Annotated in this window: 21 protein-coding genes, 1 tRNA gene and 2 pseudogenes; 16 read left to right on the plus strand and 8 right to left on the minus strand. The window is 67.2% G+C overall.

Going from position 1 to position 26,119, the window contains the following annotated elements; all coding sequences use genetic code 11:
- Positions 1 to 22: 22 nt before the first annotated feature.
- The 3 genes from CFB35_RS20375 to CFB35_RS20385 all read left to right on the plus strand — a co-directional run bounded on the left by CFB35_RS20375 (position 23) and on the right by CFB35_RS20385 (position 2,466).
- Positions 23 to 118: transfer RNA gene (locus CFB35_RS20375), tRNA-Sec, on the plus strand.
- A gap of 599 nt (positions 119 to 717) precedes the next feature.
- Complete coding sequence (locus tag CFB35_RS20380) at positions 718 to 1,206, plus strand: HrpB1 family type III secretion system apparatus protein (protein ID WP_059582696.1); 489 nt, start codon at positions 718 to 720, stop codon at positions 1,204 to 1,206.
- A 153-nt stretch (positions 1,207 to 1,359) separates the two neighbouring features.
- Positions 1,360 to 2,466, plus strand: coding sequence for a hypothetical protein (locus CFB35_RS20385; protein WP_060009478.1), 1,107 nt, complete (start codon positions 1,360 to 1,362; stop codon positions 2,464 to 2,466).
- Between the two features lie 166 nt (positions 2,467 to 2,632).
- Here the strand turns inward: CFB35_RS20385 and CFB35_RS20390 are convergent, their stop codons facing one another.
- The gene (locus CFB35_RS20390; RefSeq protein ID WP_059582691.1) at positions 2,633 to 3,487 is read right to left on the minus strand and encodes a methionyl-tRNA formyltransferase; all 855 of its coding nucleotides are present in this window, start codon (positions 3,485 to 3,487) and stop codon (positions 2,633 to 2,635) included.
- A gap of 204 nt (positions 3,488 to 3,691) precedes the next feature.
- Positions 3,692 to 5,452 carry a hypothetical protein gene (locus CFB35_RS20395; protein WP_059582688.1) on the minus strand — a complete coding sequence of 587 codons (1,761 nt, stop codon included), beginning with the start codon at positions 5,450 to 5,452 and terminating at the stop codon, positions 3,692 to 3,694.
- A gap of 233 nt (positions 5,453 to 5,685) precedes the next feature.
- Here CFB35_RS20395 and CFB35_RS20400 point away from each other — a divergent pair, with 233 nt between their 5' ends.
- Both CFB35_RS20400 and CFB35_RS20405 read left to right on the plus strand, forming a co-directional pair.
- Positions 5,686 to 5,991, plus strand: coding sequence for a hypothetical protein (locus CFB35_RS20400; RefSeq protein ID WP_059582687.1), 306 nt, complete (start codon positions 5,686 to 5,688; stop codon positions 5,989 to 5,991).
- A gap of 19 nt (positions 5,992 to 6,010) precedes the next feature.
- The gene (locus tag CFB35_RS20405; protein WP_059582684.1) at positions 6,011 to 6,370 is read left to right on the plus strand and encodes an HrpB1 family type III secretion system apparatus protein; all 360 of its coding nucleotides are present in this window, start codon (positions 6,011 to 6,013) and stop codon (positions 6,368 to 6,370) included.
- Here the strand turns inward: CFB35_RS20405 and CFB35_RS20410 are convergent.
- The 3 genes and pseudogenes from CFB35_RS20410 to CFB35_RS20425 form a co-directional block, all read right to left on the minus strand.
- Positions 6,296 to 6,671: pseudogene (locus CFB35_RS20410) on the minus strand (IS3 family transposase); the annotation flags it as partial. The gene CFB35_RS20405 and the pseudogene CFB35_RS20410 overlap by 75 nt on opposite strands.
- 90 nt (positions 6,672 to 6,761) lie before the next feature.
- Positions 6,762 to 7,577, minus strand: a complete 816-nt coding sequence (locus tag CFB35_RS35045; RefSeq protein WP_059582682.1) for a phage tail tip lysozyme — start codon at positions 7,575 to 7,577, stop codon at positions 6,762 to 6,764.
- A gap of 260 nt (positions 7,578 to 7,837) precedes the next feature.
- On the minus strand, positions 7,838 to 9,967 hold the full coding sequence (locus CFB35_RS20425) for a hypothetical protein (RefSeq protein WP_089465773.1): 2,130 nt from the start codon (positions 9,965 to 9,967) through the stop codon (positions 7,838 to 7,840).
- Positions 9,968 to 10,506: 539 nt separating this feature from the next.
- Between CFB35_RS20425 and CFB35_RS20430 the strand changes: the two genes are divergently transcribed.
- Positions 10,507 to 11,058 carry a hypothetical protein gene (locus CFB35_RS20430; RefSeq protein ID WP_226094076.1) on the plus strand — a complete coding sequence of 184 codons (552 nt, stop codon included), beginning with the start codon at positions 10,507 to 10,509 and terminating at the stop codon, positions 11,056 to 11,058.
- A 207-nt stretch (positions 11,059 to 11,265) separates the two neighbouring features.
- Here the strand turns inward: CFB35_RS20430 and CFB35_RS20435 are convergent, their stop codons facing one another.
- Both CFB35_RS20435 and CFB35_RS20440 read right to left on the minus strand, forming a co-directional pair.
- Positions 11,266 to 11,733, minus strand: a complete 468-nt coding sequence (locus CFB35_RS20435) for a lytic transglycosylase domain-containing protein (protein ID WP_059582679.1) — start codon at positions 11,731 to 11,733, stop codon at positions 11,266 to 11,268.
- Between the two features lie 174 nt (positions 11,734 to 11,907).
- Positions 11,908 to 13,344, minus strand: coding sequence for a helix-turn-helix transcriptional regulator (locus CFB35_RS20440; protein ID WP_059582676.1), 1,437 nt, complete (start codon positions 13,342 to 13,344; stop codon positions 11,908 to 11,910).
- A gap of 333 nt (positions 13,345 to 13,677) precedes the next feature.
- Between CFB35_RS20440 and CFB35_RS20445 the strand changes: the two are divergent.
- The 10 genes and pseudogenes from CFB35_RS20445 to pilV all read left to right on the plus strand — a co-directional run.
- Positions 13,678 to 13,860: pseudogene (locus CFB35_RS20445) on the plus strand (IS256 family transposase); the annotation flags it as partial.
- 477 nt (positions 13,861 to 14,337) lie between these two features.
- On the plus strand, positions 14,338 to 15,498 hold the full coding sequence (locus tag CFB35_RS20450) for a toxin co-regulated pilus biosynthesis Q family protein (RefSeq protein ID WP_226094075.1): 1,161 nt from the start codon (positions 14,338 to 14,340) through the stop codon (positions 15,496 to 15,498).
- The gene (locus CFB35_RS20455; protein WP_060311202.1) at positions 15,498 to 17,231 is read left to right on the plus strand and encodes a PilN family type IVB pilus formation outer membrane protein; all 1,734 of its coding nucleotides are present in this window, start codon (positions 15,498 to 15,500) and stop codon (positions 17,229 to 17,231) included. The genes CFB35_RS20450 and CFB35_RS20455 overlap by 1 nt, the downstream gene beginning before the upstream one ends.
- 25 nt (positions 17,232 to 17,256) lie before the next feature.
- A complete protein-coding gene (gene pilO2, locus CFB35_RS20460) occupies positions 17,257 to 18,573 on the plus strand; it encodes a type 4b pilus protein PilO2 (RefSeq protein WP_089465492.1) in 1,317 nt (438 codons plus the stop codon).
- Positions 18,563 to 19,150, plus strand: a complete 588-nt coding sequence (gene pilP / locus CFB35_RS20465; protein ID WP_089465493.1) for a type IV pilus biogenesis protein PilP — start codon at positions 18,563 to 18,565, stop codon at positions 19,148 to 19,150. The genes pilO2 and pilP overlap by 11 nt, the downstream gene beginning before the upstream one ends.
- Positions 19,151 to 19,154: 4 nt before the next feature.
- Positions 19,155 to 20,939 carry a GspE/PulE family protein gene (locus CFB35_RS20470; protein WP_089465494.1) on the plus strand — a complete coding sequence of 595 codons (1,785 nt, stop codon included), beginning with the start codon at positions 19,155 to 19,157 and terminating at the stop codon, positions 20,937 to 20,939.
- Positions 20,929 to 22,005, plus strand: a complete 1,077-nt coding sequence (locus tag CFB35_RS20475; protein WP_089465495.1) for a type II secretion system F family protein — start codon at positions 20,929 to 20,931, stop codon at positions 22,003 to 22,005. The genes CFB35_RS20470 and CFB35_RS20475 overlap by 11 nt, the downstream gene beginning before the upstream one ends.
- A gap of 103 nt (positions 22,006 to 22,108) precedes the next feature.
- Positions 22,109 to 22,663, plus strand: coding sequence for a type 4 pilus major pilin (locus tag CFB35_RS20480; RefSeq protein WP_089465496.1), 555 nt, complete (start codon positions 22,109 to 22,111; stop codon positions 22,661 to 22,663).
- A 52-nt stretch (positions 22,664 to 22,715) separates the two neighbouring features.
- Positions 22,716 to 23,195: a type IV pilus biogenesis protein PilM gene (gene pilM / locus CFB35_RS20485; RefSeq protein WP_060967711.1), complete on the plus strand. Its 480-nt coding sequence runs from the start codon at positions 22,716 to 22,718 to the stop codon at positions 23,193 to 23,195.
- Positions 23,188 to 24,885, plus strand: a complete 1,698-nt coding sequence (gene pilV, locus CFB35_RS20490) for a shufflon system plasmid conjugative transfer pilus tip adhesin PilV (protein ID WP_089465497.1) — start codon at positions 23,188 to 23,190, stop codon at positions 24,883 to 24,885. The genes pilM and pilV overlap by 8 nt, the downstream gene beginning before the upstream one ends.
- A 97-nt stretch (positions 24,886 to 24,982) precedes the next feature.
- Here pilV and CFB35_RS20495 read toward each other — a convergent pair whose 3' ends face one another.
- Positions 24,983 to 26,089, minus strand: coding sequence for a type IV pilus twitching motility protein PilT (locus CFB35_RS20495; protein WP_373453020.1), 1,107 nt, complete (start codon positions 26,087 to 26,089; stop codon positions 24,983 to 24,985).
- Between the last annotated feature and the right edge of the window lie 30 nt (positions 26,090 to 26,119).

The following is a 26,119-nucleotide window of genomic DNA, read 5'->3' on the forward strand; positions in this document are numbered from 1 at the left end:
GTTCTTCGGTTTCTTTTCCCGCGGAAGGCATTCGTATCCGGTGGTACGGCTGGACTTCAAATCCAGTTGGGGGTGTCAGACACTCCCGGGTAGGTTCGACTCCTGCTGCCTTCCGCCAGTCATGGCTTCTTGCGCATTCCGGCGCCTTCCGTAAACGCCCTGTAGATCCCACCCGTGAAGTAGCGGTCCGCGCGAAGGAGGGCGGGGCGATGTTCACAATCGTGGTGTCGAGCACGATCATCAGGACGCCCACGCAGCGCACGGCCCGCGCAATCCAGCGTTTCGATTCGTCGATCGATGCGTGATGGACAGCGCCTCCTGCCCGTGGTGATCGCTCCATTTCATGAGCCGACGCCTGCGGACGCGGCATCGGTCGCCGGGCGTGATTCGATGGACGCATCCTGGCCGATGGCCGGGGCGCATCAACCGATGGCGGGCCTTCTTCTACGCCGGGCATAAAGCAAATCCCCTTCCGATACACGGCGAGCCCGCCGGCCTGTCGCACCGATCGCTTCCATCGCCGCGGTCGGTATTCTTCTCCGTTCTCTCTTCGCATCCCGATCGTTCCGTTCGCATCGCGTCGGCAAAAGCCGACCCGATGCAAGAGACTAACCGCCAGGGGACGTCCACCGCACGAGCCGGCAGCTAGCGCGGCACGGCTGGGCGCGGCGCCGCCGTGCGCTTTTTGATTGCAGCACTCCAGCAGACGAGGACATCGTGACTTACACAGGATGCAGGGACGAGATTGCCGGCGGCCTAACCAAGGTGCTGTGGACGGCTTCGCAGCTCGACGACGAAGCCGACTTCGAGGATCTCCTCGAGGCGATCCGCGTGCTTCGGCCCAAGTGGCCCGGGACGGGGACGGTCGCCGCGTGGCGCTACGTCCGGCGCCAGGCATGGGGCGACGCGCGCCGCGTGCTCGAAGACGACGACACCGAAGCGAAGCGCTCGGGGCTTCATACCGCGCTGATGGCGGTGTGTCTGTTCGGCCTCGAAGACCCGCTGTGGCACAGCTATGCACTCAGCGCGGCCGAGCAGCGCGAAAGCATCGAGGGCGCGAAGATCGGCGCGCGTCTGCTCGAGCGTGCCGCCAAGCTCGACGCCAGCGTTCAAGCGCCTGCGTCCACCGACGCGCCGGCGAGCACGCACGGCGGGCCGGCCGACAACGGCGGATTCTCCGCGTCGATGACGTGGGTCCGCGCATGAGTATCCGTTTTCATGTTTTCCGCGCGCCGGGCGATTCGCATTTCAATCGCAGCCTTCGCATCGGTGCGCTTGTAGCAGCGACAGCAACCTAGACTGACTTTGCTTCGTAGTACCCACGGTCACGCAACACTTACCCGACAGGAAGGAAACATCATGAATCTGAACGTTCCGAGTATGACCACTTACCCCACCGATCCGGCGAGCTACCTGCAACGGCTGACCAACGGTGCCTCGGCGAGCTCGACGCAGGACGTGCTCAAGGATCTCATCGGCCTCATCAGCCAGTTGCTCAAGCAGATGCAGACGGGGCAGAACGGGCAGCCCGGCGGCATGCCGGGCGGCGCCGGCGGTGCTGGCGGCATGCCCGGTGGCGGCGCGGGCGCGATGCCCGGCGGTGTGGGCGCCACGCCCGGCGGCATGGGGGGCGCGGGCGCCATGCCGGGCGGCACCGGCGGGATGACGGTGCAAAACGCGGCGGGCGTGCTGGCCTCGTACATGGGGCAGCATGGCATCAACGCGTCGGACCCGAACACGATGTACAAACTCGCGACGAACGCCGACGGCGGCACGCCACCCACGGTGCAGCAAGCGGCGCAGACCATGCTCGCGAACCCGGCTGCCTACCAGCAGATCGACACGCACGACGTGGCGGGCACCGACGGCAAGTCCGCGGTCGGCAATTTCCAATGGGCGGCTCAAGGCGGTCTCGGCGCGGCGGGCAACGCAACGGGTGGCGCGGGCGGCGCGGCGGGGCAGTCGGGGGCGACGGGCGGCTTGCCTGGCACGGGCGGTTTCCCGACGAACACCGGTACGCTGCCGACGACGGGTGGCTTGCCGACGACGGGCGCGACGGCAGGCTTCACACCCGGTACGGGCGACCTCTTGAAGGACGGCAAGCCGCTGCAGATGGCCGACGAGGGCAAGGCGCTGGCCAATTTCAACGCGCAGGACGGCGCCGACTTCCAGGCCATGGAAAGCGCGTTGTCGCACGGCGACGGCAATGCCGCGGCGAAGACGCTCGCCAACGCGGTGAAGTCGGGCAAGCTGAGCCAGTCGGATGCGGCGGCGATCGGTGCACAGCTGCAGCAGACGGCGAACGCGCATGGCGGCGGCAAGATCAGCCACGACGCGAGCAAGGCGCTTTCGGATGCGCTGGGCGGCGCGAACGTGCTGACGCCGGGCAAGACGCGCGCCGCGATTGCCTTCGAGAACATCACCGGCATTCACACGGGTACGATCGCCGGCGTCAGCACGAAGTAACGTCGCCGGCCGTTCAGGCGATCATCCCGATCGGCGACCCGAGCGGCCGCCGATCGGGAGGTGCAGGAAGCAACGATCGGTGACAAGCGGCCACAATCGGCGGCCGCGCTGCGATACACCGCAGCGCGGCCGCTTCGTCGTTTACCCGCGCAACCGATGTCCCGATTCAGCCCTCCATCTGCCGACGAAGGGACGCGTTCAGCGGGCTCCATTCGAGCAAGGCGACGAAGCCGTCCTGCGCGGCGACCACGACCCAGCGCCGGTACTGATGCACGATCTGCCCGGGCTCGTACGTGTGTGCTTCCTGCCACGCGGTGGCGCGCCTTACGTGGACGGTCGTGCCGAAGAGCGGCGCGATCGATTCGACGTTCCCGCAGGCCCGCACGACGCGCATCACCTCGGCCACGGGCCGCGCGAAATCGATCGTGCGCTCGGCATCGGCAACGCGCGGCCAGTAGCTGCCCGCACCTTGCGGACGCCGTTCGTTCCAAAGCCGATCGAAGTCACGGGCCACGCGCGTGGCCAGCCGATGGGCGGCCATCTGCAGCTTCAGTTGCAGCGTCTCGTGCCATTCGTCGGCATCGAGCGGAAAGCATTCGGCATCGACGATCTCCCCGGTATCGAAATCGGCATCGATTCGATGGCAACTGACGCCCCACTCGCGCCGCCCCTCGAGGATCGCGCGCATGGCCGGGTACGGGCCGCGCCCGTCGGGCAGCGGTGACGGATGGAAGTTGGCCGCATGGCGCAGATAGGGCTGCCACGCCGGAATCTTCCAGTTGTAGCCGGCCACGATCAGTGCGTCGCATTGCCGTTCGGCGAGCCGGCGCAGATCGTCTTCGTTCATGCGTGACAGCTGCACCGGAATACGCAGCTTGTCCGCGCGCTCGACGAGTTCGCTATTGAAGTCGAGCCGGTTGTCGACCGGAATCGAGTAGAGCGCCACAGGCTCCCAGCCGGCGGCGACGAACGCGTCGAAGACGACACGCCAGCGATCGAAGCCGGCGAACGCGAATCGCATGATCGGTTCTCCCTTTCGCATTGAAGGTCAGGGCGGCATGGACGGCGATGACGGCCGACGGCCACCCCGCTTCACGGTAAGCGCGCACGGTGGCGGATAGCCCGCGTATCCCGAAGTTTCGTCGAGTGCCGCGAACCGGCGAATCATCGCCGGCTGCGCGCCGCGGCGAGGGCGTCGCGATTGCGCGCGCCGCCGCGCCGCGCGTCAAGACCTCAGCCCGAGGTTTTTCTTGATGAGGTCCTCCGCCGTCTTCGCGGCGGTTGCCGTGAGGCCGGGCTGCCCGATGATGTTGGCGATCTGTTTGAGCCGCTCGCTGTCGGTCAGCGGTACGGCACTCAGGCCGGAAGCCGATGTATCGCGCGGCGCCGGCGCCTCTTGCGGTTTTTCGCGCCGCGCGCGTGCAAGCTGCGAAAGCAGCAGTGCCGCTTCGCCCTTCGGAATGCCGCTGTCCGTCAGCAGCGTGTGCGCGGCGATCAGATCCTGGTTGCGGCTCGCGCGCGGATGGTTGCCCACGATCGCGAGCGCCTGCCTGGCGCGCTGCGAGGCTGATGCATCGACTGCCATGTCGGCACCCGCGAGCGCCGCGAGCGTGGCCGGATCGAGGCGCCCGATGCTCCTGGCGACCATCGACAGAATGTGCTTGACCACGATGTCGCGCTCGGCATCCTTGTGTACCTTCGCCTTGTCTTCGGCGTGCATGCCCGAGATCAAGCGCTTGCCGAACGACGTCGTGCTGTTGGCGTAGCGGCGTGCATCGTCATAGAGCGACGCATAGATACCCGCCTGCGCCTGCGGGCTGCGCAAGTCCGCGGGCAGGCCTTCGTCCGCCGGCCGCGCCTCCATGGCGCGCAGATCGTCGATCTTCGCGCGGCTCGTTTGCAGCGCCGCGCGCAGGCGCTCGTCCTGCGTCTGGCCCGTGTAGTCGTGCGGGGCCAATACCGTGTCGACGTAGCGTTGAATCGTGGCGGCCTTCGCATTGCGCAGGTTTTGCCGTCCTTCGACAAACGGCTTCTTCAAATCGAGCGCTTCCTTGACCGCGTTGGTCAGGTGCCCGGATGCCGCGAGCGGCGCCAGCGCGCCGTGCGAGCCGCCCACGAGCAGCCCGCTTGCCGTCAGGCCGATGGCGGACGTGACCGACTGGTAGAGCGCGCCGTTACGTTGCTTGCCCTTGTTCTCGGCGATGCTCATGGCGGTCAATACGTCGCGGGCATGCTGCGTGAGCGGATGCGCGTCGTCTCGCGCAATGCGCGAGAGCTTGCCGGTGTCGTATTGCCATTGTCCGTTGCCGTTTTTCGTCAGCAGCAGGTTGTCGACCTGGTTGGGCATCGGCGCGCCCGGCGGGCGTTTTTCGGGGTGCTCGAAGCGTTCGACGTCGGCGGCGAGCATCGCCTTGACCTTGTTTTCGTAACGGCGATGGATCGAATGCGCGGCGGCGGCGGCCGAGCCCGAGGCCAGCGCGTTCACGAGGTCGGTGGCGGGCGCCGCGTCGTAGCCGAACTGCCCGTGCGCCGCCGTCGATACGCCGTTCAGGCCGTCTTTCGCGGGCCGCTTGGCGGCGAAGGCCGTCAACGTCATGCCTTTGCGGTTGACGCCCATCGCGTGCGCGAAATCGGCGAAGCGCCGGCCTTTGCCGCCGGCACCCGGCACGAATGCGCCGATGTCGTCCACACCGGGCTTCTGCGGTGCGATAGCCGCGGCGGGCTTGGGCGCAGCGGGCGCGGTGGGCGGACCTTCCGCGCGCGGGCGCTTGCCGAGGCCGCCGAGCTCGTCGATGAGCGCGCCGGCACTCGCGCGCCGGGTTGGCACCGGCGCGGGCTTCGCTCCCGTGGACGGGCCGGGGTCGCTCGGCGTGCGGGTGAGGGCGGCGGATTCGATCGCACGCGACCGGAACTCGATCTTCGGTGGAGCAGCCATGATGTTCTCGGACCAGGAGACAGGATGGACTGGACTGTGCAGGCCGGTCATGACACTCCCGTGAACCGCGCGAAGCGTCGTCCGGATTGACGAAGCAGGTTCGCGGCGGCCTGCCGCCGAGCCGTCTCGCGGGTGTCGCTCATTCGGTTTTCGCGGTGCGGCTTCGCGCGCGCGAACGCGTTCGCATCCGCATTCATTAGATTGGAACGAGGGCCGGCTTCGCGCGGTTCGGTTCCGCGCGTTTCATCGAACGCGCGTTTCTTTCACGATCAAGGAGAAAACGAATGAGCTTCATCGGCAATATTGTGAAAAGCGTGGTCGGGGATGTCACCAAGGCTGCCGGGGATGTCCTTCATGGTGTCGGCAACGCGCTGCACGGCGCGGCGACGTTCGGCAAGGGGCTGCTGAGCGGCAACCCGAAGGAAGCCCTTGCGGGGGCGGGGGCCATTGCGACGGGTGGGCTCGAGGCGCTCGAGGGCGGCACGGCGCTCGCGGAAAACCTGACGCCGGAGGGCGCCGCTACCGCACTCGCATTGGCGGGCGGCAAGGAGGCGGTGCGAACGCTGACCTCGGGCACGGGCGCAGCCTGATGCACGGACGGTGACGAGCATGATGGAGCTTCTTACCGAACTGCCGGCCGATGCGCCGGCCATGGCGCAGGCGATCATCGAGCATATCGAGGCCAACGAGCTGGACGAGGCCGAGGCGCTGCTGGCGCGCATGCACGATGTCTACCCCGAAACGCGCGAGGTGCACGTGTTTGCCGTGACGATCGCGTTGGTGCGCGGGCGTCCGCACGATGCGTGGCAGATCGTGAACGGATTGCCCGACGATCGCGCGCCCGAACTGAAGGCAATCTGCCTGAAAGTCCTCGACGATCCGTCGTGGCATGGCTATGCGACGGCACACGAGGACAGTGCCGATCCCTACGTGCGCCTTGCCATGCGACGCCTGCTCGAACGAGACTGATGCCCGATTGCACCGCGCCGGATCGAATCGTCGTGCAAGCCGATTCGGCGCAATCGGGCTCTCGACCTGCCACCCGATAACGGTGTACGCGCCTGGACCGCACCAGCCGCGCCTGACGCATCAACGATCGAGCTCGACAAGGCCGACGTCGTGTCCGAGCAAGCGCAACGCTTGCGACATCCTCCCGCTGCCGTCGCTTCGACGAGCCTCCTCATGAATACGGCGCACCGCCGCCGGCGCCATCGCGTCGCAGATTTGATCTGCGTGGGCGCGACCGGGTAGTTCGTAAATTGCCGGCGAGCGGTGTTCTCGCGCGGCAAAAAAATCCCGCCCGGACATCGGGCGGGATCGTGCGAGCTTCAAACGCCCCGGGGGGCGGACGCGTTCGCGTTCAGAAACCTTGCGCGAGGAATTGCTCGGCGTACTTGTTGCGGTTTTCCATTTGCGGATCGGTGGCCTGTTCGTAGTCCTTGTCCCAGACCAGGGCCGCTTGTTCCGCCGTCGTCGTCTGCTTGATGTCCGTGATCGTCTTGCTGTACGTCGTGTCGAGTTCCTGATTCATGAAGCCGATGTTGGCTTCGAGGCTGCCCGGGTCGAGCCCGTGCTCCTTCGCATAGTTGATTTCGCCTTGTTTGCGTGTGCCGCCCCATTGCGCAAGACCCCAGCCGTTGGCGTTGTCGTCCGCGAAGTTGCCGGAGGGCGCGCCCTTCGCGCCGCCTTGATTGACGTTGCCTTGCAGCCCGCTTTCCTGCTGCAGGTTGCCGAGCACGCCGGCTACCTGCGCGTCGGTCAGGCCGTAGCGCGATTTGAGATCCTGTGCGATGGCGTGCGCGGCGTCGCCGCCCGATACAGTGGGCAGCGTGTTGCCGTGGCTGCCGCCGCCACCGCTTCCACCGCCGCCTATGCCCGGCGCCGCGCCCCCACCGCCCTGGCCGCCACCGCCGCCACTCACGCCAGCGGGTGCGGTGCCGCCGCCGCCGGCATAGGCGGGCGGCGCGGAGTACGAAGGCGTACCGCCGCCGATGCCGCCCACGCCACCCGCATCGCCTGAATTCTGGCTGGAGGGATCGAGAATCTGCTTGATTTCTTCGATGAGCAACTCGAGCAGTTGTGCGAGCTGCGATTCGTTCGTGCCGCCGATGCCGCCGACATCATCGATGCCGTTCAGATAGCCGGCGTTATAGCCTTGTACTGCTGTAGTGGACATGATTTTCTCCGCGTGAGAATGACGGTATTCATCAGCTGCTGATGGAGGGCCGATAGCGGCCGCCCGCGAAACCTAATTTATTGCCCGGCGCTTACAGTGCGTTGACGGATGCGAAGTCGCCGTCGGATAGCCGAACCGCCGAACCGGGTGGCGACCGCGATGCCGATGCAAGCGGCTTGCGGCAGGCGAGCCGCCGCGCCACCGATGCGGCCACCTGCGCGAACCCGCGTCGTTTCGCTTGCTCGGCGCACCGCGGTTGCTCAGGCGGTCGTGCGATGCATCACGCCCAGTTCCACCGCGTTGTCGGCGCCGATCGTTCGCCCCTCGTTCGACCGGTTCGACGGTCCCGACGTGCTCGCGGCAAACGGCAGGCATCCCGCGATGATGAGCAGTGCGCCCAACGCGTTCTCCGCGAAGCTCTTGCCGCCGGCGGACCAATCGCCTTTACCCTCCACGGCGTGATTGACCACGGCGGTGGCGGCATAAAGGGAGAGGAACAGGCTGAGACGCGCGATTCCCGCGCCGGCCGCCTTGTCCCCGAGCTGCCTGGCCGTGCTGGTTGCGGAGGTGTCGATCTTGCCCCAGCTCAGGCGCAGCGTCTTCAGTTCATCGAGCGCCTTGCCCGTGAAGCCGTGCGTCGCGATTTCCGAGGCCACGCGTCCCCCGATCGCATCCAGCCCCTCGCCGGCGGCATTCGCCGCCGAATAGCCGAACAGGCCTTTGATCGCTGCGTTGCTCTTCGTGTGGTGAATGAGGCTGTCGACGTAGGACGGGGCCGACCATTGCGAGCTGCCCTGCGCGGTGTTCACGGCGAGCTGGTTTCCGAAATACGGAGCGTCGTTGAGCAGCTGACCTCTGACGGGGTGCTCGTAGCCTGCGTCGTGATTGCCTTCGAGCGGGCGGAACACGTTGATCACGTCGCGCGCCAGGTATGCGTACGATTTGATCGCGCTAGGCAGTATGCTGGAGAGCTGCCCAAGGTGCCCGTTGCCCTCGTCGTTCTTGCCGGTATAGGCTGCGGTGGCCACTGTTGCTATCAGCGCGAAGATCTGCGCACCGTGGCCCGCGTAGGTCTTGTTGTCCGCGGCGCCGGTGTGATACTTGTGCAACATCGCGGCCAGGTTGCCCATCGCGGCCGCCGTGAACAGCGTGGCCGTAATTGCGCCGCGTGTTTCGGGCCCGGCACCCGTCTTGTCGAGGACTGCTTCGGCAGCCATCGAGCACAACTCCCGGAAGAGCGTGGCGCCGCCGGTTGCGACGAATTCATGACTGAACGCGTTGACGAGGTTGGCCGTCCACCCTTTGAGCGGTTGCGCGGCGCCGTAGGGATTCCGGGTCAGCATGTCGCCGACGTTCGAGATGAACGACTGGATCTGCCCCGGCCGGGACAGCGCGGCCGACAGGTTGTTGGTGATCGAGGCGGCCGATGCCGGACGTGTGCCCTCGGTCTGCGCGACCGAGATCTCCGCGGGCACCGATGTCGCGGCGGCGGCCAGCGTGCGGGTTTCCGGCGCTACCCGGGACGACGCGCTCGGAACGGTTGCCTCGGTCGGGCTTTCGGAATCCTGACTGTCGATGTCGTGCGCGACGACGTGAGGCGCCGAGAAGCTGGCCGGCTTCGGGGAGAGGGCGCTCCGGGACGCCGTGTCGTGCCCCTTGGGCAACGAAGGTGTGTCGGGCAGGCGCGACGATGAGGCTTCCGCTTGGGAAAGCGTCGTGAAAGTGTTTTTTGTCGGCACCGGTTCGTCTTGCGGTGGCGCGGCGCTCGTCGTTGCCTTTTCTTCGAGCGCGGGCGCCTCTTTCGGGAGCGGCACCGGGCTGGCCGCGCGCGACGTGTCGGGAGTCGATTCCGCCTCGCTCGTCGTCGCGGCTGTCAGCCCCGTGGCCGCGTTCTCGTGCGGCAACGGGCTGCCCGAACGCGACGTGGCCGGTTGCTTGTCGGGAGTTTTCGTTTCCACGGTCTCCTGATGTCGAACGGGCGCCGCACTGTCGTGCTGCGATGCAGGCGTGCGTGGCCGCGGCTCCTCGTGTACGGGCACTTCTTCGCTCGACTCCCCGCCGCCCGACAAGTTGAGCACCGGTATCGCCTCGTCCGCCAGGGCTGCACGTTGAGCGCCCAGCTTGCCCGAACCGGGCAGCGACCGTGAGCCGCCTTGGCGGCCGATCGCGGAGCCTGACGACGATGCGCGCGTAGGCAGCGAGCTGCGCCTGACCGGCATCGGCGCCGGCAGCGGCGGCGATGGGAGCTGCTGTACCGTCCCGGCCGGTTGCGATGTCGTCGAAAGCGGGCCCGGCTGCGCCGGTGCATGGTTGCCGGTGTGCGCCGGAAGGGCGGGCGCATTGCCCAGAGCGCCGAGCAATGCGCCGCCGGAGGGGCGCGGGCCGGTCATCGATGCGCTTCGTTGGCGCGGGGCCGGCGCGGGCTGCGCGTTGTCGCGCGGGAGGTCGAGCGATGATGACCGTACTTGCGTGCTGTTTCTGATCGTCATGACGTTTCCTTTCGGTTGATTTCGATCGTTCGACGTCGCCTCGCGACAAAGGCCCTGATGGACTTTCGCGCTGCCTCATCGCGTCCAGGTGGTCGACGTGTCTCGCCCGTCGATTCCGTCTTCGCGCTTTGCGAACGTGGGTTCTCGTGTTGGAAAGGTAAAACGACATAACGGTGGCAGCCTGCCGATTCCGAAGTGGCGTGCAAAAAAGCGCACGTCGATGCCGGCGCGGTGCTGCGAGTGCGGACCCATCTGCGCACTTCATCGCATTTGCCGCATGCGCGCTTCGCAATTTCGCTCGCCGCGTCGCGTCGCTTGCGTGGCGCAATGCCGTGGAGCATAAGCTTGGGCTTGCATTCCTCGATATCGCTCCGCGTGAGTGGGATGCGGGGACCGTACCGCACCGACATCGAGCGATGTTGCCGGCGACGGAAATCGTCATGTCACTCAAGGAGTTCTCCATGAGCAAGTTAGGAATTCAACCGGGGCTCGTCCAGTCCACTATCGCGAAATTCGAGAAAGGGACGAAGAACGGTGCGACCGACGGCGCGCAAAAGCAAGCGCCCGCGCGCAGCAAAGGCCAACTGGACGGGCTGTCCAGCTTCAAGGGGGCCGACGGCGCGCCGCCGCCTCCTCCGCCGCCGCGCAACTTCGCGAGCCTGCCGGGGCGCGCGGGGAACGTCGGTGCACAGGTGCTGAGTTCGGCGCTGCATGCCGGAAGCCACTTTCTGCCGCCTGGTATCGCGTCCACCGCGATGCATGCGGCGGGTGACATCGTGCGTCCATCGGCCCTCGGCGCAGGGGACCCCGTGACGCAAATGGCCGCGATGCAAAACGACTTCATGAGGCAGCAAAGCGAGATGACGCGGCTCAACAACGCGAACACGTTGGCGGCCGCCGTCAACCAGCAGTCGCAGGAGCTCACATCGGCGCTGGCGTCGGTGGGTAACAAGGGCGCCAGCAACATTTCGAACGCCGCCAAGGGGCAGTAACGGCTGCGGCGGGCCGCGGCGTTTTCGCGCGCGGCTCGCGAACGCCCCGGTCTGATCGTCCACACGTCCTGCCTGCCTTGTTCCTGCTTCGTCTGCGCTTCGTGCTTGCCCTGGCGCTCGCCATGCGGGACGATTTCTTCATGCAACGTCGCATTCTCGCTTGACGACGTTCGCCGGCAGCCGGGTCTCCCCGGCTACCCCCTCGTCTTACTGCCCGTCATCCGTCAGCTTCATGCGCTCGACGATGTGTTCCACGGAACGCGCGTAGCGGTCGCGCTCGGCAGGTGTCTCCGAATGGTAGGCACCGATCGCCGCCCAGGTATTCCCGTACTTGACCATCATCTTGTGCAGGTGCCACGCAGCCACGTAGACGCTCAGGCATGGGTTCATGAGGTCGTCCGCCGAGACGCCGTAGCGCGACAGCAGCGGAAGGTGAATCGAGTTGATCTGCATCATGCCGTAATCGGTCGAACCGTTCCGGTTGCGATGGAGCGCGTTCGCATTGCCATGCGATTCTTGCCACGCGATCGCGCGCAGCACGACGGGGCTCACCTGCTGATAGGCTGCAGCCGCTGCAAAGCAGTCGGGAGTCTGCGCGCGCACTTCGGCGGGCCGCGCGGACAGAATGGCAAGCGCCAGCACGAGCGCCGGCTTGGGGGTGAATGGTCGCATCATGGATCATCCGGTAAGAGAAGCGGTGCGGGGAATCGCTTCGCACCGACGTGCGAATGAAAACGCCGTCCGACCCACGCGTTTGCGTTTCGTCGGACGGCGTTGGCGAAAAAAGCCGTGGGCCGGCCGTGTTGGCGATCGGCGGTGCAGGCGCTTGGGCGCCGCACACCGCTGCCCTCAGCGGCCCATCGTCTCCGACGGCGCTTCCTGGAACACGCGCCGGTAGCCGTTGACCAGCGTCGAACGATGGCGCACGCCCCACTTGTTCGCGACGTCGAGCACGCGCGTGGCCGGTGCGCCGTCGTCGAGCAGATCGCCGCGAATGCGCTCCATCCGCTGGCGCCGGATCAGCTCGCTCGGCGACAGCCCGAGGTGGTTCTTGAACGCTGCCTGCATCGCGCGCTCGGTCACGCCCACATGCGATGCCACTTCGCGCACCGAAAGGTCCTTTTGGTCGAGGTTGTCCATCAGGTAACGATAGGCGCGGCGGTATTTCGCCGGCAGGCGCGCGCTCACGTCGTCGGAGCGCTGCGCCGTGCGCGACGCCTGCATGTGATCGGCCGCGGCGGCGGGCATCGACATGCTGTCCGCGCGCACGTGCTGAATCGACGCGAGCGCGTAGCGGCCGTAGAACTGCGCGAATTCCTGCGTGCGCATCTGCTGCTGCATGATCTTCGCGCGGCAGTAGAGGTAGTCGAGGTACCAGCGCGCATGCTGGCTGCCTTGCGAATTCGCCGCGCCGGACGCATCGAGCATCGCTTCGGCCAACGGCGTCGCGTGGCCGGCGATCGCGGCCAGCGTGATTTCCAGACACAGGCTGCGGTGGTAATCGTTGAGGCCGGCCTGGCGGCTCCAGCTCACGTATTGCTTGAGCGTTTCGCCCGCGCTCGTCCGGCCGTCGGCCAGCGAAACGAGCCGGCTCAGGTGCGAGAGTCGCTCGGCCAGCAGCGGCAGCACGGTCCCGGCGGGCTGCGAGCCGGGTACCGGTGCCTCGCTCGGCTCGAACTCCGCGATGGCCGAGCGCCAGTAGATGTGGTCGGCGAGCCGCTCCGCACCGTGCAGTTCGTGCTGCGCGAAGAGGTCCCGCCGCAGCGCGTCCACGAGGTAGCTCCAACGGCGATCGCCATGCGTTGCCGCCAGAGCGGCCAGCTCGCCGAGGCGATGGCACGCTGCCTGGATCAAGCCCAGATGAAACGAAACGAGCGTCGCACCGAGGAGGCTGTCGAGACGTTGGCGCGGCGTGGCCGCCTTTTCCTCGCCGACGCGCTTGAAGCAACTGAGCGCGACGTTGAACTGGTTGCGGAACAAGGCTTGCCAGCCGGTATTGCGGCACGACGCGATACGCAGACCGTCGCGATGGGCGCGAATGGCTTTTTGCGCGCGGCGATACGTTTCCTCCGCTTCTTCATGGCGGCCGAGCATCAGCTCGAGGTCGGCGCAGACTTGCAGCTGTGCGTAGCCGGGCTGAGCTTGCGCCGTGTCGGTATCGGCATGGCGTGCGGCGTGGCGGACAGCGTCGAGAAACTGGCCGTGGAGCATTTTCGAGGCGACGTCCGCGGGGGTGTCGTCGAAAGCGAGGGCCGAGGCGGCGGCGAAGTAGATCGTTGAGAACATGTCGTGCTCCTGACTCAATGAGCGATGCGTTAAGCGGCGTGAAACGATTCGTGAAGCCGTGAGCGCATGTTTTCATCGCGGGCCGATTCAGGCGCGTGTTTGTGATGGTTTGTTACCTTCGGTTGGGATCGGCATGTGCCGGATAGGGCGGTGCCGCGGTGGACTTTCACGCACGAGCGGGAGGCCTGCGTCGCGGCTTTTTGATGATTTGTTACGTTTGCCGCCGCCGTGCGCCGTTTGGCGCGGTGCACGGCGAGCCTGTCCGGATCTTCGTGTGTGACGCATGAACCGACGGCCAGGGGGCCGCTTCATGCCACGCAAACTCGAGTCGAGCACATGCAGCTTCGGAAGATGATCACGGCGCGGCCACTTCCAGTCGGATGAGGCGGCGCTCAAGCTGATCCGGCTGGCGCTGCGCAGCGTCTTGGTCAAGTGGACCGGTTCCCGGCACGATTGGAGCGCGCCGTGAATCAGTTCGCGCTTGTTTATTCAGAAAGATTAAACAATGGAATCTGAATATCAATCCGCCTGACCCACGGATTTCCGGATACCACCTGTACGGCACCCAATTGGCGGCTTGCCCGCGAACGGCGCCATAGCACACGTTTGTATCTGCCATATTTCCAGGGTGGCCATTCCGCGATTCGCGCAGAAACGTCCAAAAAAAACATGGCGGCTGCCACAGAGCCATGCTGGGCGGGGCTTGCGTCGCGAAGGCGACGTTCTTGCGCCAGTGCCTGTATCATCCATGCCGGCCGAGACAGGATGATTTTCCAGGATTATTTTTTTACTTAAAGGTGCGTTGTACGTTGCCGTAAACACCCATTGAGCTGTAGTGCTATCCTTACGCGGCGTTACTGTTTTCTTACATAATTTCTTTCGAATTCCTGACGCCTTTCTGTACTGCTTTTAGGGCGGCTATTGGCATGGTTCAAGTAGATTGAAAAGAACGTGGCAACAAGAAAAATAGAGCTTCCGGTGCATCCGAGGTGCATGAGCGACAAGAGGCGGAACCGGGCGAGGGCGAATGTCTGGATAGCGGCGATGCCGCCGGCAATTCGGGCGCTGATGTGCGGCGTCTGGTTCGCCTGCACGGTCGCGCACGCTTCCGATCAGCAAGTGATCGTCGACGGCGGGCAGCGCCTGGGCGGCGTCGTGCGCACGGGCGGCCACGACGTGCCGTTGCTGCGCGCGCTCGAGCAGATCATGCCGACGAGTTACAGCATCAATGTGCCGAACGCGGGCGCTTGGGCCGACGCGCCCGTGAGCTGGCGCGCCGGCTCGTCGGTCGCGCACGCGCTCGGCGAGGTGCTGTCGGTCGATCCCGCGCTGCAGGCGCGCATCGATACGGATATGCGCTTGCTCACGGTGACTGCGCATGCACGGCGCGCAAACGTTGACGCGCCGCGGCCTGCCTCGCAGGCGGCCGGCGCGGCGTCACGGATGAACGGTGCCGCCACGAATGCGTCTTCCACGTTGCCCACGGGCGCGACGGCGATGGCGTCCGCGGCGGGGCCTGCCATTGCACAGGCGCAGGCCGTGGCGCAGGCGCGCGTTTCGACGTCGACGCCCGCAGCACCGGCATCGGCTCGCATACCGGCGGCAGCACCGGCGGTCCTGCCCGTGGCGGCACCGGCACCGGCACCGGCACCGGCACCGGCACCGGCACCCGCTCCGGTGACGTCGCCCGCACCGGCAGCCGGGCCGGCGATGCCGGCATCGGTACCGGCACTTGTTTCAGCACCGCCGCGAGCGCAGGTACCGGCGCCGGCAAAGCGTGACGCCATCGAGCCCCCGCTGCTCGCCGCCATGCAGCCGGCGTCCGGCCCGGAGTCGCCGGCCCCATCGTGGGCGCCCGCCGCGACGCCGGCGTTCGCGCCCGCGGCGGCGCCCGAGCGCACGGAGTGGCAGATGCGCCTGTCGGACGGCTCCGTGCGCAATGCGCTCGCGCGCTGGGCGAGCGAAGCCGGCTGGCAATTCATTTGGGACGTGCCGACCGATTTTCAGGTCGACGCGACGGCCACGATACACGGCACGCTTACCGAAGCGCTGCGTCAGGTGACCAATGCGCTCGCCGGCGCGCAGGTGCCGATTCAGGTGGTCTTGTACCAGCGCAACCGCGTCATGCGCGTCGTTCCCAAAGGAGCAAGTTGATGAGCGTCCTCCGTCGTCCTTTCGTCATCCTTGCCGCCTGCCTCTCGCTGCTCGCGGGGTGCACCGGCCTCCTGGACAAGATCGAGCGCAGCTCGCAGGCCGATACCGCGCGTGCGGGGCAATTGCTCGGCAAGCTGTCGAACGGCGACAACCGCGCGGTGCCGGGCAGTGACGACGTCATCGTCAAGGACGAACTCTGGCTGTCGGGCAAGACGATCAAGATCGCCGCGAAATCGACGCTGCCGAAGCTCTTCGACGAGCCGGCGAGCTTCGACGGCACGGTCGATTCGCTGCGCATGTTCGCCGATCGCATTTCGCGCCTCGCGCACCTGCCGGCCAAGGTTGCGCCGGGCACGAGCGAAGCGGCCGCGCGCGCGACGCAGACCGCGGTCGATACGGGCGGCGCCGGAGCCTATCCGGGCGTGCCGCCGCTGCCACCGGGCCTGCTGCAGGGGCCCGCGCCGAGCACGAGCGCCGCGACGGTGGCCGCGCGCGTGCCGAACGTATCGTCGCCCGTGCGCATCGCGTATTCGCGCGGCACGCTGCGCGGGCTGCTCGACACGGCGTCGGCCCGCTTCGGCGTCTACTGGAAGTACGAGGACGGCGCGATCGTCTTCTTCTACACGGCCACGCGCGTCTACCAGGTGGTCGCCATTCCGGGCGACTCGAGGCTGGATACGAACGTCGTGAGCGGTGCGAGCAACAGCGGCGGCGCGTCGGGCAACGGCGCGGGGGCCGCGGGCGGATCGGGCGCCGGTGGCGCGGGCATCGGCGGCGGAGGCGGCGGGACGTCCGGTTCGCCGTCGGTGTCGTCGGACAACACCGCGAACATCACGATGAACGCGCAGCTCTCGGTGTACAACGGCTTGCAGACGGCGATCAAGGCGATGCTCTCTCCGGCAGGCTCGGTCATCACCTCGCCCGCCACGGGCTCGATCTCGGTCACCGATACGCCCGACGTGCTCGAACGCGTGGGCGAGTTCATGGAGCAGCAGAACCGCGTGCTCGCGCGGCAGGTGCTCGTCAACGTGACGGTGCTGTCGGTCACGCTTTCCGCGCAGGACAGCTACGGCATCAACTGGCACGCGGTCTATCAGGCGCTCGGCACGCAGTTCGGCATCACCACCGCGTTCACGAGCATGATCCAGAACCCGAGCGAGCTCTCGGCCACGGTGATCACACCGTCGAGCCGCGCCTCGAGCACGACGGCCATCATCGATGCGCTTTCGACGCAGGGCACGGTGCACCGCAAGACCTCGGCCTCGATCACGACGCTCAACGATCAGCCCGTTCCCGTGCAGGTGGCCGAGCAGCAAGGCTATCTCGCGCAGATCTCGACGACCAACACCGTCAACATCGGCAGCCAGACGTCGCTCACGCCGGGCACGATCACGACCGGTTTCAACCTCACGGTGCTGCCGCACATCCTCGACGACGGCACGATCATGATGCAGTTCTACAGCAACATTTCGTCGCTCGTGAACCTTGCGCCGTTCGGCCCGGCGAACCAGCAGATCCAGCTGCCGACCGTCGACACGCGCAACTTCCTGCAGCGCATCGCCGTGAAGTCGGGGCAAACGCTCGTCATCAGCGGCTACGAGGGCATCACCGATCAGGATAACCGGCAAGGCGTCGGCCATCCGTCGAACTACGCGATGGGCGGATTCAACGCGTCGGGCACGCGCGAGGTGATCGTCATCCTGCTGTCGCCGATCGCGATCAACGGCGCTTGACGCGCGCTCGGGCACAGGATCCGTCATGGCGACGCAAGTCATCCAGATCGGCCGCCAGCGTTTCATATGCGGCCTTTTCTGGCAATCGCTCTCGCGCCGGCACGCGCTGCGCGCGGAGGCCGTGGAACTCGCCGCGCGCCTGAATTTCGATGCGATGGTGCTGCGTATCGACCGCACCTTCGCGGGCGTGGGTTTCGCGAGCACGCGCGAGGGCGCGCAACTGGGCTTGCCGTCGCTCGGCGCGCTCGTGTCGAAGACGATCGCGGCCGAAGGCGCGTTCTACGACGGACGCCAGCAGCCGGCGCCCAACTGGCTCGGTGCGTTTCATCTGCCCGACGGGCGCTGGGCCTACTTCGCCGTGCGCGACGGCGCGTTCCTGCCGAACGGCGACTGGATCGGTTCGAGCGAAGACGTGTTCGAGCGACTGCACGGCGATTACAGCCTCGGCGGCTGGAACGTCGTCATCGGCGATCCGCAGCTGGAAGTGCAGGGGTTCCACAACTTCTACGCGCGACGCATCGAGGACATGATCCCGCGCCGGGGCGGCAAGCCGCATTTGCCGCGCTGGCTCAATCTGTCGCGGGTCTCGCGGCGCGCACCGCGGCGCGAGGTGCTGCTGGTCGCCGCCGCGATCATGGTGGCGGCCGCAGTGGCGGCTGGCATCGTCGCGTATCGGCGCCACCGGATGGAACTCGAGCGGCAGCAGGCGTTCGAGCGGATGCGCGCGGAACTCGCGCTGCATCCGCCCAAGCCCGCGGCGCCCCCCGAAGCCGCGCACCCGTGGGCCGGCGCGCCGCGGCCCGATGCGTTCGTTCGCGCGTGCCTCGATCACTTCACGCATATCGCGCCGGGCGGCTGGGAACTCGACGACTACGTTTGCCGCGCGTCGAACGTCAGCTACAGCTGGTCGCGGGGCGGATCGAACGTGGCGATGCTGATGGCGGCGGAGCCGCGCGCGACGATCGACGGCAACGGCGAGCATGCGAGCTACGTGGAGCCGCTGGCCTTGCCCGCAGGGGGAGACGAAGTACTCGATGGCGTGCACGGCGTGCGCTTGCGCATGCTTTCCGCCTTCCAGTTGCTGGGCATCGGCCTGACGTTCACGCTGCAACCGGCAAGCGCGCCGCAGCGCGGCCTCGCTTCGCAAACGCTGGACCGGCTGCATCCGGGCGGCGGCCCGCCCCCGGCGCCGAGCTGGCAGACCTGGCGCATGTCGGCGCAACTGGGCGACGTGCGGCCCGACAGCCTCATCACGTACCTCGACGAGCCGGGCGTGCGCGTCGAGACGCTTTCATACAAATCCGGGCAGTGGACGCTCGACGGAGTGCTCTATGAGAAATGACGATGCATTGACTGTGCTGGTGCTCGCCTGCTGCTGGGCGTGGCCGTTGGTCGCGTTCGGCGAGGCCAGCGCCGCAGCCGCCACGGCCGCCGCGCCCGCTGAAGCGGCGCCGCGCATGAACGTCGTTCCGACACCGGCCGCCGTGCAGGCAGCCAACGAACTGATGCGGCTACAGGAGGAAACGATGATCCTCAAGGCGCAGCTGAAAAAGCTCGATGCGCAGGCGCAGGTGGCGGAGCGGCAAGAAGCGCTGCACCGGATGGGCAGTACCGTCTCGTCGTATTCGGACGTGTCGCTCGTGGCGACACAAGGGCTCGGCAAGCAGCTCGGCGCAACCGTGGCGACGAGCGACGGCGCGGAGTTCGACGTCGGGCCCGGCGATACGCTGCCCAACGGCATGCGGGTGGCGGCCATTCGCCCGGGTGCGATCGTGCTCGCATCGCAGGACGGACGGCGCACGACGCTGACCGTCTCCGCGAGCGCGCGGCAGCAGCCCGCGCGCAACGTCGCGTCGACAGGCTCGCCCGGCGTGCCGCCGATACCGACGCTGCCTGCGTTGCCGATGCCTGCGAGGTGACGCGATGAGTTCGTCTCCCACACCGCCGGGCAAGACGCCCACGAGCGTGACGCCGCTGATTCTCTCGCGCGCCGTGAAGCCGATCGAAACCGATCCGCCTGTTGCGCAGGTTCAGCCCGCGGCCCCCGCCGCGCCGGCTCTCGCGCCGGTTGCGCGGCCACGCGAGCCGGTGCTGAGCGCCGTGGCCGCGGCCGCCGCCGCTTCGGTGCGGCCCGCGCAAACGGCGTCGCAAAGCCAGCCGCCGGGGCAGGCGCTGCCGCTCGCCGCGGTGGCGCGCCCGCTTTCGGACAGCGGCGAGTTCGCCGCGAGCGACGAGGAGCGCAAGTTTCTCTGTCTGCTCGACGACGGTACGCTGCTCGTTGCCGAAGGGCACGAAATGAATCCGTTCGTGCTGTCGTACTGCGCGAGGCTCGAACGGCTCAATTGCCGCTATACGACGCGGCTCGTGACGCTCGATGCGATCAGGCGCAGCTATCAGGGCCCGCGCCGCGACGGCAGTGCCGAGCGCATCGATCACACGCAGATGCAGGCCGTCGCGAAGAACCTGATCGCGCGGGCGTGCGACGAGCGTGCGTCGGATATCCATATCCGTGTGAACCGCTTCAGCACGGAGATTCTTTTTCGTATCCACAACGAACTCGTGCGCATGTCGGAGCAGACGCGCGAGTACGGCGAGCGGCTGCTCGCCACGCTTTACGCGGCGATGTCGAGCGTATCGGACAACACCTACAAGCCGAACGAACGCCAGGACGCGGCCATCGGCGATCGCGACAAGCTGCCGGACCGGCTTTTCGGCGTGCGGATCGCGACGGCGCCCACGAGCGTCGGCAGCGTCATGGTGCTGCGGCTGCTCTACAACGATGCGGGCGAGGCGACGGCCCTGACCGAGCTCGGCTTCACGGTGGCGCAGGCGAGCGCGTTCGAGCTGCTCGCGCAGCAGCCGCACGGCATGAACATCATCAGCGGCCCGACCGGCTCGGGCAAATCCACGACGTTGCAGCGCGTGCTGACGAGGCAACTGCGCGAGATGGCCGGCTCGATCCACGTCATCACCGTGGAAGACCCGGTGGAGTACCCGATCGAGGGCGCCGTGCAGACGCCCGTCGTCAACGCGCCGACGGAAGAGGCGCGCTCGCTCGCGTTCGCCGCCGCGATCGCGAACGCGATGCGGCTCGATCCCGATACGATCATGATCGGCGAAGTGCGCGACCGTGCATCGGCGCAAAGCGCGTTGCGCGCCGCGATGACGGGCCATCAGGTCTGGACGACGGTGCACGCGAACGGCGCGCTCGCGATCGTGGACCGTCTCGTCGATCTCGGCTTGCCGATCGCGATGGTGACGGACGAATCGCTCGTCACGGGGCTCATCAGCCAGCGGCTCGTCAAGCTGCTGTGTCCGCACTGCTCGCGCCCGCTGGCCGAGTCGATGGCGCAGCTCGACATGGGGCTCGTCGCGCGCTTGAAGCGCGCCGTCGGCGCGCGGTTCGACGCGGTGCGCGTGGCCGGGCCGGGCTGCCCGCATTGCAAGAACGGCACGGTCGGCCGGACCGTGGTGGCCGAGGTCGTGCGCACCGACGCGACGTTTTGCGAATTGCTGCGCGCCGGGCGCAAGCCCGATGCGCACGCGTACTGGCTCGGCGAGCTCGCGGGGCAGACGGTCGCGCAGCACGCGCTCGAAAAAGTGGCGGCAGGCCTCGTCGATCCGCGCATGGCGGAGCGCGTGGTCGGGCCGTTCATGCAGGGCAGCGGGGGGCGGCCGCAGCCGCTCGGAAGCGGCTATGGCACTTGAGCTCAACCGGCGCTGGGCGCGCCTGCAACTCACGACGCAGGCGCGCCTGCGGCTCTATCGCAAGATCGCGAAAATGCTCGCGAACGGTTTGCCGTTGCTCAAGATTCTCGAGGAGCTCGAGTTGCGTGCGTCGCACGAGGGCCGCAAGCCGAACGAGCCGCTGGCATTGACGCTCGCGGACTGGCGCGGCGTCGTGCAAAACGGCGGCATGCTGGCCGAGGCAATGGCGTGGTGGGTGCCGCATACCGAGCAGATGATCGTCATGGCGGGCGAGCAGTCCGGGCGCCTCGAGGCCGCGCTGCTGAACGTGTGCAACGTCGTGCAGTACGGCCGCCGGATCCGGACGGCCATCGTCGGCGGGTTGACCTACCCGTGCGTGATCGTGGCGATGACGATCGGGTACGTGTACCTCTTCGGCAAGCTCGTGATTCCGCGCTTCGCGTCGATCGTGAGCCCTGAGCGCTGGCACGGCGTCGCGAAGTCGCTCTACGAGCTGTCCCGGTTCGTGCAGGGCGGCATGATCTACTGCCTCGTGGTGCTCGTGATCCTCGTCGCGGCGCTCTTGTACTCGATGCCGCGCTGGTCCGGCAACGTGCGGGCCTGGCTCGACCGCTACCCGCCTTACTCGATCTATCGGCTCATTACGGGCTGCGGTTTTCTCGTCGCGCTTTCGTCGCTGCAGGCTGCGGGCTTCACGGTCGAACGCTCGCTCGCGCGGCTGGCCGCCGATGCGACGCCGTGGCTCAGGCAGCGAATCGACGACATGCTGTTCGGCGTGAAGTCGGGGCTCAACGTCGGCGAGGCGATGAAGAACGCCGGCTACCGGTTTCCTTCGGAAGAGATCGTCGACGATCTGTGTGTGTATGCCGAATACAAGGGCTTCGCCGAGGCGCTGCACGCGATCGCCAACGAATGGATGACCGACGGCGTGGAGACGATCGAGGCGCAGATGCGCGTGGTCAACGGCGCGGCGATCGTGGTGCTCGCGCTCGTGCTGTCGTGGCTCATCAGCGGCTTCTTCGGAATTCAGCAGGAAATTGCGGCTTTGGCCCGGAGTGTGCATTGAGCCTGCCGTGTAATGACGTGCAAGCGCAGTGCAAACGAACGGGTGTTGAAGGTAGGGGGCACGTCTTTCTCGCGTGCCGATTGAGGAAACCAAGGAGAGCAACATGAATGTCAAGACCGTCGCATCGATTCGCGCCCGGGTGGGCAGCCGTGGGGCGCGGCACATGCAGCGTGGCGCCACCCTGCTCGAAGCGATCGCCTATCTCGGGATCGCCGCAATCGTCGTCATCGGCGCGATTGCGCTGCTGCGCGGCGCATTCGGCAGTGCTTCGTCGAATCAGACGGCCGAGCAGGTGACGGCCATCCAGACCGGCGTCAAGAAGCTGTATATGGGGCAGACCAACGGCTACAACGGGCTGACGACGACCGTCGCCATTGCCGCCGGCATCATCCCGACGACGCTCGTCATCGACACCGCGGCAAATACCGTCACCGATGCCTGGGGTGGCGCAGTCACCGTTGCGGGCACCGGCACCGGTACATTCACGATCACATTCGATGCCGTGCCGACGGACGTGTGCATCAACGCGGCATCCGCCGGCGGAACCTGGACGGCCGTCTCTATCGGCGATACGCCGCAAGCCGTGCCGGTCACGCCAGCCGCCGCTCAGGCCGCTTGTGCCGGTGGTGCGAAGAAAATCGTCTGGACCTCCGCCTGATCGAGGCCAGAGTATCGGCCTTCACTCCGATTGACGCCACGAGCCGCCTGCCATGTTCCTGATCTGGATCGTCGCCGCCTTCGCGATGCTGACCGGTGCCTACGCGCTGCTCGGCGCCGAGGCGGCGCCGGCACCGCTCGCGCCGTCGGCGATGGCGCTCGCGGCGAACATGAGCGCCTACCGGCAGGCCGTGGTGGCCTTCGCGCGCGCCAACCCGTCGTTCGCCGGCAGCGTGCCGGCGGCGAGCGTCGCGCCTTACCTCGGGGCGACCGTACCCGATCCGATGTGGCGGAACTACGTCCAGCCCAATACCGGCTACGCGGGCAGCCTGGTCGTGGTCTATGCGGCGTCGGCGGCCGCCGCGGCCGCGGTCGACGGCATCGAGCAGATTGCGCAGGGCTCGGCGCTGGCCGGCGTGGCGCTCGGCGCCAACCTCGTGTCCCCCGGCAACCCGGCCGTGCCGCTGCCGGCCGCACTGGCGAACGCGATCCCGAACGGCATGCCGGTATGGATGGCGCAAGCGTATGACTGAGCGCACCCGTACCCTCGCTCGCATCGGCATGCGGCGCGCCGGCCCCCGTGCGCGGCCAGCGCGCCGCATGTCCGGCTTCACGATGGTGGAGATGCTGGCGGTACTTGCGCTCGCGGCATTGATGATGGCGGGCCTCGTCACGCTCACGAACTCGTCGCTCGACGATACGCGCGCGCAGCAGGCCGCGCTTTATCAGTCGCAGCTGACGGCGGCCGCCACGCGGCTCATTCGGCAGAACTACACGGCGCTCGCGGCCCAGGCCACGACCACCTCGCCGGTGATCGTGAAAATGACCGGCTCGCCGTATCAGCTGTCGACCTACCTGTCGAATGCGTTGAGCGGCACGAACCCGTATGGTCAGACGCCGTGCCTGCTCGTCTACGCGGCCCCGGGCGGCGCCAGCCCGGTGGCGTTGCAGGCGCTGCTCGTCACGGAGGGCGGCCGGACCATTCCCGATCCCGAACTCGGCTACATCGCGGCGAACGCCGGCCCGGGCGGTGGCTCGATCCAGGCGACGAACAATGCGAGCGGCGCGGCCATCGGCGCCTTCGGCACCTGGAAGGTCGATACGCCCAACCCGGCGAATACGTCCTGCACCAACACGAAAACGGGCACGGGACATCTGGCGAGCCTCATCTTCTACGACGGCACGCAGGCGCAGAACGTCGACTATCTGTACCGCGTGGCCGTGCCGGGCAACCCGCAGGCGAACACGATGCAAGTGCCGATCGTGCTCGCGCAGCAGATCGACTACGCCGCCTGCACGCAGCCCGGCGCCATCGCGGCCGACTCTTCGGGCAACGTCCTGAATTGCGATGGAACGCAGCACATGTGGGTGCCGCAGGCGGCCTATCACTGGCGCGAACCGGTGGCCGACGAAGCGGCGCTCGCGGGCGTTGGCGCACATCAGGGCGACGTGCGGCTCACCGCCGCGACGAATCGGGCCTATGCGTACGACGGCGCCGCATGGCAGGCGCTGGCGGTGGACGAAGCGGGCAATCTCGCGCTCGGCAACGCGAACAACGTCGGCGACCCATGCCCGCCCGCGCCGCAGAATGCGGCCATCGCCCCCGCGTCGGCGAGCACGACGCTCGTCTCCACCGATGCGAACGGGCGCGTGCTGTCGTGCCGCGGCGGCAGGTGGCAAACGCAAAGCGAAATCGAGCCGGCGTCATCGCTCACGGGCTGTCAGCTCGTGATGGCCAACCCGAACGGCGCGGGCGATTACTCGGCCTGCACGAGCCAGCCGGCGACGAACTTCCAGTCGGGTGCCTATTCGTACAACGGCAGCAATGGCACGTACTCGTATACGTTCAGGACGACCGTCAACCTCACCAAGCCGGGGATCATCGTCGCGTCCACGTGGGCGCACCTGAACGACGGCATGTGCAACGGGCCCTCCGGCAACCGCGGGCAGCTCTCGCAGAGCATCGACATCACCGACGGCGGCAACCACAACCTCGGGCATACGGAGAGCCAGACGCCGACGCTTCAGGACGATTCGGGCGGGATCAACAACGCGCTGTCCCAGGCGGGCACGCCTGGCACCTACACGATCATCGTGACGACGAACTGGGCGACGTACGCCGGCATCACGACGCCGTGGGTCAGCAGCTTTTGCGGGGAGTCTGGCCAGACGGTCTGGAACACGCCCGTCGCGGCGGGCTGGACGATCAACTCCTACTACTGAGCGCCCAACCGTGAGCCCGTCGACACCGCACACCTTCGCAGCACCGCCACGCACGGCGCGACCGGCGCCATCGCGCCGGCGCGGCCTTCGCGCGGGCTCAGTGCGGCGCGAGCGTCTGCAGCATTTCGTGCAGCTCGAGCCGGTTGTAGGTCGCGCGCAGCACGTCGCGCGGCAGGCATTGCCGCTTCGATACGAGGCTGAAGAGGTGATCGTTGAGCATGCGCGACATGTTGTCTTCCTTGCGCTTCATGAATTCGGCAAGGTAGGGCAGCTTGCCCGGATCGGTCAGCAGGCCGCTGATCTGCTGATTGTTGTTGAAGAGCAGTTCGCTCGCGAGCACGAGGTTCTCGCCATCCTCCGTCGGCACGAGGCACTGGCAGATCACGCCGATCAGGCAGTTCGCGAGCGCGGCCGCATAGCGCTCGCGCTGCTCGGCCGGAAAGAACGACAGCAGCCGCGTGAGCGTGCCGATCGCGCTGCCCGTGTGCATCGTCGCGAGCACGAGGTGGCCCGACTCGCCGGCCTGCAGCGCCGTCTCCGCCGTCTCGGGGTCGCGCACCTCGCCCACCATGATGACGTCGGGCTTTTGCCGCAGCGCCTCGCGCAGGCCGGCCGAGAAGCTCGGCGTGTCGGTGGGCACTTGCCGCTGCGACACGATCGACGTGCGGCCCTCGAGTTCGTATTCGATCGGCTCTTCGATCGTGACGATGTGGCTGTTGCGCGTGCGGTTGATGTGCTCGAGCAGCGACGCGATCGTCGTCGTCTTTCCCGAGCCGGTCGGGCCCGTCACGAGGATCAGCCCCTTGGCGCTGTCGATCATCGAGCGCACGTAGGCGGGCAGGCCGAGCTTGTCGAGCGCGAGCGGCTGCAGCGGCAGGCGCCGGATCGAGATGACGAGCTTGCGGCCGCCATTGGTGCGGTAGATGTTGCAGCGAAGGCGGCAGCGCGTGAGCACGAACGGGCGATCGATCGCGCCGTGCTGAAGCTGCGCCTCCCAGTCCGGTTCGATCGCGGCCAGCGTGGGCAGCATTTCGTCGTGGAGCACGGGCTCCTCGCCGACGGCGAGCCAGCCGCGCGGCGCCTTGATCATGATCGGCCGGTCCTGCTCGATGTGAATATCGGTGAAAGTCTGCCGCAGGTCGATCAATTCGAGAATCTCGCGCGTCAGGTCGCGACGTTCGTGACTCGGAGCGTTCATCGTCAGTGCCCTTCCTATGAAAGATAGTCGGAACTT

The organism is Burkholderia sp. AU16482 (assembly GCF_002223285.1).
In the GTDB taxonomy this organism is placed as follows: Bacteria; Pseudomonadota; Gammaproteobacteria; order Burkholderiales; family Burkholderiaceae; genus Burkholderia; species Burkholderia semiarida.